Source organism: Acutalibacter caecimuris (assembly GCF_034335085.1).
Taxonomy (GTDB): domain Bacteria; phylum Bacillota; class Clostridia; order Oscillospirales; family Acutalibacteraceae; genus Acutalibacter; species Acutalibacter caecimuris.
Map to the genome: position 1 here is coordinate 1 of NZ_JAWXXJ010000056.1, position 6,199 is coordinate 6,199.

The 6,199-nt window shown below is 52.2% G+C and carries 8 protein-coding genes and 1 pseudogene; 7 read left to right on the forward strand and 2 right to left on the reverse strand.

The genetic code is table 11. The features are described 5' to 3' along the window. Positions 1-97 (forward strand): annotated as a pseudogene (locus U8U01_RS16715) (IS5/IS1182 family transposase); the annotation flags it as partial. A 142-nt stretch (positions 98-239) separates the two neighbouring features. On the opposite strand, the gene U8U01_RS16720 reads toward U8U01_RS16715, so the two are convergent. Together U8U01_RS16720 and U8U01_RS16725 are read right to left on the reverse strand one after the other, a co-directional pair. Continuing rightward, on the reverse strand, positions 240-1,406 hold the full coding sequence (locus U8U01_RS16720; protein WP_322176712.1) for a tyrosine-type recombinase/integrase: 1,167 nt from the start codon (positions 1,404-1,406) through the stop codon (positions 240-242). 193 nt (positions 1,407-1,599) lie between these two features. Continuing rightward, a complete protein-coding gene (locus tag U8U01_RS16725; RefSeq protein WP_322176714.1) occupies positions 1,600-2,175 on the reverse strand; it encodes a helix-turn-helix domain-containing protein in 576 nt (191 codons plus the stop codon). A gap of 141 nt (positions 2,176-2,316) precedes the next feature. On the opposite strand from U8U01_RS16725, the gene U8U01_RS16730 reads away from it, so the two are divergent. From U8U01_RS16730 to U8U01_RS16755, 6 genes are all read left to right on the forward strand, one after another. Further along, on the forward strand, positions 2,317-2,517 hold the full coding sequence (locus U8U01_RS16730; RefSeq protein WP_322176716.1) for a helix-turn-helix domain-containing protein: 201 nt from the start codon (positions 2,317-2,319) through the stop codon (positions 2,515-2,517). Positions 2,518-2,521: 4 nt separating this feature from the next. Then, a complete protein-coding gene (locus tag U8U01_RS16735) occupies positions 2,522-2,704 on the forward strand; it encodes a helix-turn-helix domain-containing protein (RefSeq protein WP_322176718.1) in 183 nt (60 codons plus the stop codon). Between the two features lie 4 nt (positions 2,705-2,708). Next, positions 2,709-2,975, forward strand: coding sequence for a hypothetical protein (locus U8U01_RS16740; protein ID WP_322176720.1), 267 nt, complete (start codon positions 2,709-2,711; stop codon positions 2,973-2,975). Continuing rightward, complete coding sequence (locus tag U8U01_RS16745; RefSeq protein ID WP_322176721.1) at positions 2,972-4,843, forward strand: AAA family ATPase; 1,872 nt, start codon at positions 2,972-2,974, stop codon at positions 4,841-4,843. The genes U8U01_RS16740 and U8U01_RS16745 overlap by 4 nt, the downstream gene beginning before the upstream one ends. A gap of 392 nt (positions 4,844-5,235) precedes the next feature. Continuing rightward, on the forward strand, positions 5,236-5,424 hold the full coding sequence (locus U8U01_RS16750; RefSeq protein ID WP_322176723.1) for a hypothetical protein: 189 nt from the start codon (positions 5,236-5,238) through the stop codon (positions 5,422-5,424). Positions 5,425-5,444: 20 nt separating this feature from the next. Next, entirely contained in the window at positions 5,445-5,696 is a 252-nt protein-coding gene (locus U8U01_RS16755) for a hypothetical protein (RefSeq protein ID WP_322176725.1), read from the forward strand. Positions 5,697-6,199 lie beyond the last annotated feature (503 nt).

Genomic DNA, 6,199 nt, shown 5'->3' on the forward strand with positions numbered 1-6,199 from the left:
GAGAGGTATTGCCACTCGTTATGCCAAAACCTCGGATGCTTTTATCGCCGCGGTACACGTCCGTTGTATCGCCATTTGGGCTGCTATCCGTACTTAATTCGTGTAGACACTATCTAGAAATTCCGGGGTTTTCTGATTTGTCCTTATTAACAGAGAAAGCCCCTGTAAATCCTTGCAAACACAAGGTTTATCAGGGCTTTCGTACTATATGCGGGATTGTTTTCCCTTACATTTTCCCTTTACAGATTCAAAACAGTCTTGATAAATTCCTCCATCCGCGCGGCGCTGTCTACCTTCATCTGTTCGCTGAAATGCCCATACACATCCAGAGTAAAAGCGGCTGACGCGTGGCCCAGGTTGCCTTGAACCGTCTTGATATCGTCCCCAGCCCGGATAGCATTCACGGCATACGTGTGGCGGGTATCATGAAAGCGTACCCCTTCAAGCCCGGCCCGCGATAGGAGGCTCTGAAAGTGGTAGTTTACATTCCTTTGTTCCATGGGACCGCCTATGCGTGTAGTAAATACCAGGCCATACGCATTATCCCACGCCGGGCCCGCCCGAAACTGCATTTTAGCCTGCAAGACGCGCTGGCGCTGTAGGGCCTGCATAGCCGTGGCGGCTGCTGTAATGACCCGCCCCTTGCCGCTTTTAGGGGAGGCAAACAAGCCCCGGGCCCGATGTTCCTGGCGGGCGAGCTGCTTATTTACGGTGATGGTAGTCTTGTCAAAATCCACGCAATCCCAGGTGAGGCCCAGCAGCTCGCTTTGACGCAGGCCGGTGAACAAGGCCAACCGGATAAGCTGTTCTAAATCGTGCCCTTCTGCCGCTTTCAGCAGGGTGGCTGTTTGTCCATCGTCAAGGGGGGATATCTCTTTTTTATCCAGCCGGGGAAGTTTGCACTTTGCGGAGGGGTTGCGGGGTATGTATTCCAGGTCAACCGCCTTTTCTAGGGCCGTGTGCAGCACTTGGTACACTAAGCGCACGGAACCGGGGGAGATATCCAGGCCGTTTATAAAGCCCTGTACTGTATGAGGGTGCAGCTCCGAAAGCCGGACAGCGCCCAGGCCGGGGGCTATGTGATTCTTGACCGCCCCTTTGTATGTGCGGACAGTGCAAGGCTTTAAGCCGCCCATATAATCCTTTTGCCATACTTCCAGCCACTGCCCCACCGTCATGCGTTGTGGGGCCGTATACGTGCCCCGGTTGACCTCTACCGCCGCGGTCTGCATTTTCTCCCTGACCTCTTTCTGTGTTTTGCCGGTGAAAGAGCGCTGTACCTGTTTGCCTGTGCCGGGGTCCCGGCCTGTGGTGATACGCGCCTCCCAATAGGTGTACTCCTTGCCGCCCCTGGTAACTGTCTTCTTTCTGATAGTCCCGTTGCCTTTCGCTGACTTTTTCGCCATGATGTGCTCCTTTCTGTTTGACACCACGGCGCTTTTCTGGTATAATAATAGGCGCACTGGTGCCTTGATTCATCGTCCTGGTATTTGTGCGTTTGCCGCCTTGAGTGTTCCCGCACTCAGGGCGGTTTCTATTTGCAGGGGGTGTACGCCCCTTTCTGCTTGGGCTATGAGGGGGGTAACGGTTTGTTACCCCCTAATTTTGCTCTGTGGGGCCCTCTGGCGGGCTTTCGCCGCTCTCTGGTATAGTTTCACTATCTTCGGGAGAGGGGCATTGTAGGGGTTGCTCAATGTGTATATTCGGGGGTAAGTCCCTTTGTAACAGCTTTAATTCTAATGTCTTTGCAGCAACCTTTAAGCCGTTCTTCGCACAACTTAACAATTCATGTAGATCGTCTTCGGTCATTACAGAAAATCCGTCATCATATCTGAAACGGTATCTTCCATCAAGTTTTATAAGGTCATAGCCAATAGAATTTAGCAGCGTCTTTAGAGCCGTTTCTTCATCTGTTAATGGGTCTGATTTTAACATTTCTTTCCTTAATTCATCCCAAATCATATGTGTCGCATTAGAATCATTTTCCTCGGTTAAACTAACCCAATCCACCCCTAAAGCGGTAGCTACGCGCTTGAGCGTATCATTTTTGGGATTACGCAAGCCCCGTTCCCATTGGCTGATACTCTGAAAAGGGACATTAAGCTTTTGCGCCAATTCGGATTGCGTCATACCCGCTTTTTTTCGAGCTTCTTTTATGAGTTGTCCTGTTGTCAATGATATCACCTCTTTTTCCTATAGTGGTTAGTATACCACAAATTGAAAAAAAATCAAGCAAAAGTTTGAAAATGTGTCTTGACAAATTCACTCTTATGCGTTACAATGGATTCGCTCAAAAGAATGAGTGGGGGTGAGACAATGCGAATTGACCGAGTAAAGCTGATAGCCGAAATGGCCAGAAAAGACCTGACCACGCTGGACTTGGCAGAAACTTCCGGCCTTTCCCGGGGGACTATTACCGGAATAAGGAGCGGAAAAAGCTGCTCTAAGGCAAGCGCGGACAAGCTCGCCAAGGGCCTGGGCGTACCTGTGTCAGATATCATCGAGAAAGGAGGCTAAGACCATGCCGGACGCGATTCTGACCGTACCAGAGGTGGCAAAGCTCTTGAAGGTGTGTTCCAAGACGGTATACACCTGGACGCACCGGGCAGACTTCCCCGCCGTAAAGATTGGCAACACCACGCGCATACCGTATGGGCTGCTCATGGATTGGGTGAACGCCCAGGCGCAGAAGAAGGAGGTATGACACCATGCAAAACAGGATATTGGTAAATCTCAGGGCCTTTCCTGTGAAGGTCACAGACACCAGGGACGGCAAGACCCATGAGCAACTGCTTGTGCTGGACAAGGCCCAGCTCCAGGCGGCACAGATTGTGGGTCAGTCCAGCCGAGAGCTCATAGAGCGCATATGCACCCGCCAGGGCTTTAAGGTGCAGGACATAGGAACGCCCCGCAAGCGCTCTGTAGCCGTTGACCTGACGGAACTGTATACCGAGGTAATGGGGGTGGAGGATTGACCTTTGATAATTTCCTCTCAAGGCTCGAGGGGGTACATAAAAGCGGCGGGCAGGCCACCGCCCGCTGCCCAGCCCATGAGGATAAGCACCAGAGCCTTTCTGTGAGCCTTGGGAGCGGCGGGAAAATACTGCTTAACTGCCACGCCGGGTGCAGAACAGAGGCCATTGTGAGGGCGCTGGGACTCAGTATGCGCGACCTGTTCACCGAGGACAGGCCCACGCAAAAGAGACAGCTAATAGCTACATACAGCTACCCGGGCGGGGTGCAGAAACTCAGGTACAGCGACAAAAGCTTTAGTTGGCGCAAGCCTGACGGCAAGGGCGGCTGGGAGTATAACCGCCGGGGCGTGCCCCGCTCTCTGTATATTCGTGGCGGGCTCTCGGGTATCATCTTTGCCGTGGAGGGCGAGAAGGACGCTGACAATCTCCACCGGTTGGGCTATACCGCCGTATCCGGCGAGGACGGCGCGGGGCCGGGCAAGTGGAAAAAGGAGTACACAGAACAGCTCCGGGGGCAGGTGGTGGTGATTCTGCCGGACAATGACAGTGTGGGCAGGGACTACGCCCGGGAGGTCGCCGGGGCACTGTACGGCGCGGCACAGAGTGTGCGGCTGTGCGACCTCTCCACCGTGTGGCCTGAGATACCCGAGCATGGGGACATCAGCGACATGATAGCGGCGCTGGGCAGAGATGAAACGTACAAGCGGCTGGGAAAGCTTATACAGCAGGCAAAGGAATGGGAGCCGGATTTGGAGAGCCCCGGCAGTAGTTCTCTGCTGTCCCTGTTCAAGCCGCTGGACAGTTTCCCTGAGGAGGAGGCCAAATGGCTTGTGCCTGGATGGATACCAGAGGGGCAGATATCTGTTATTGCCGCCGATGGCGGTATAGGCAAGACCACGCTCTGGTGCCACATCATAGCGGCGCTCTCAAGCGGCAGGAGCTGTATTTTAGACTCGCCGGGCCATGTGCGGGAGCCCATGCGCATTACGTTCTTTACCACCGAGGACAGTGTGCGCAAGAAATTGAAAAAGAAACTCCGGCTTGCTGGCGCAAATATGAACAACATAACCACCCCTGACTTTGTGGGTGACCGGGATGGGCTCTTGCACAAGCTGAAATTTGGGAGCCCGGAGATGGAGGAGGCGCTGCGGGCCCTTCGCCCGGTGCTGTGCGTGTTTGACCCGGTACAGGGCTTTACCCCGCCAAAGGTCAATATGGGCTCAAGAAACGAAATGCGGGACTGTCTTGCTCCTCTCGTCTCCATCGGCGAGGACATCAACACCACGGCTCTTATCATCTGCCACACAAACAAGCGCCCCAAAGCATACGGACGCGACCGCATAGCGGACAGTGCCGACCTGTGGGATATCGCCCGCTCTGTGATGATGGCGGGTTTCACCGATGGACAGGGTGTGCGCTACCTCAGTAACGAGAAAAACAACTACGGCGCACTGCAAGAAACTATCCTATTCACCATTGACAATGATGGACAGATTCAAAAGGCCGGCACTTCCTGGAAACGCGACCGGGAGTACATACAGGGGGCCGAGCACCAGAAGTCCGCGCCCATGCGGGAGGACTGTAAGGCGTTCATCATGAAGACCTTGACGGAGGCCGGAGGCGAGCTGCCTACCGTGGATTTGGAGGCAAAGGCCACTACGGCGGGGTATAGTTTCAGCGCCATAAAGAGGGCGAAGTCCGAGCTGAAAGCAGAGGGAAAGACCCGGATATTTCAAACCGGTAGTGCCAGAAAGGGAAATATTATCTGGTATATCCAAGCCACATCGTCCGCTCAAGATGATTTCATGGAGCTTTCAGAAGATACTCCAACACCATTTGATGAGCCTAAACAGGTCAAACTGATTTAGGTGGTATAGAGAAAACATTTTCCCCAGAAAATAATAGGATTTTTTCACTTTACCACCTGGTACAGAGAAAGCCCAAAACCGCCAGAGAAAAGTTTTTACTTTACCGCCTGGTATAGAGAAAACTCCCTAGAAAACACTAGGTTTTTCTTTCACTTGACCCCCTGCTGTCTCTCTGACGGCAGACCGCAAAACAGAAAGGAGCAAATACAATGAGCTTTTACAAGACCTGCCCCCACTGTGGGGCACACTTAGACCCCGGCGAGCACTGTGATTGCCAAGATAAAGAAGAAACCGCCCCCGGTGCTACCAACACTGAGAGCGGCAGAGTGGAAAAGGTTACAGCTATCCAAATTTCCACTCCCAGTATACCAAAAACTTAGGAAGATTGCAAGATGAAAAATATCTCGGATGTCCTTGACCTGATAGAACTGCTTTTAAGAGAGCTGAATAAAATCCGCAGTGCAGTGGATGAGGAAGAAACATACCGCAGAAACCTTAGATTCTGTGCAAACCATGGGCTTATCTGTCTTGAGTATCACCGGCGGCACGCAGGGCAGGAAGAAAAGGCACAGTATAAATAAATCAAAGGGAGAATTATAAGATGAATAACTTTTTTAGCTTTTGTGCAGACCTGGAGAAAACTAAATACAAGCTGGAGGGTTGTCTGAGTTTGATGTACGTGATGGACGCCGGCATGGATGACGTAGGTATGGATCAAAAAGCTTTTTACGGCCTTACCAGTTTGCTTGAAACAATACTGGATGAGCTTGAAGATGAAAGCAGGCTGGCATATGAGTATAACAAGGGTATTTTAAACGAGAAGGGCAAACATGAAAGGACGGTGACCGGATGAAGATAGCCATTACATACAAGCCCCACGAGTCCCCGCAAGCGGCGGGCATAATCTCCATGATACGCGAGCAAATACCCGGCATTAAGGCCCGCAAAAGTGACCGCTACGCCCCCTTTTATCACGTGTATCTTACCACAAGAAATGCCGGAAACCCCAGTAATCACAAGGGAAATGCTTGACATACCCCCCTATCTATGATATAATAATTTATAGATAAGGCATGGAGTACCGCCGATAGGCAGAGCCAGGATTTGACTGAGCAAAGCGAAATCAACATCAAGGGCATGGGAATCAGCTTACCGCTGGTATTCCATGCCTTTTTTATTTTAGCCTAACTCAGGCGTAAACGGAGGTATTTGCTATGACAGAAAACATCACCAATATCGAACAGCAGGCCACTCAGACCCCGGAGGCAAGCGGGGGCGAAAAGCTGTTCACCCAGGCCGAGCTTGACCGCATCATTGGGGAGCGGCTGGCCCGCGCCAAAGCTGACAAACGCACAG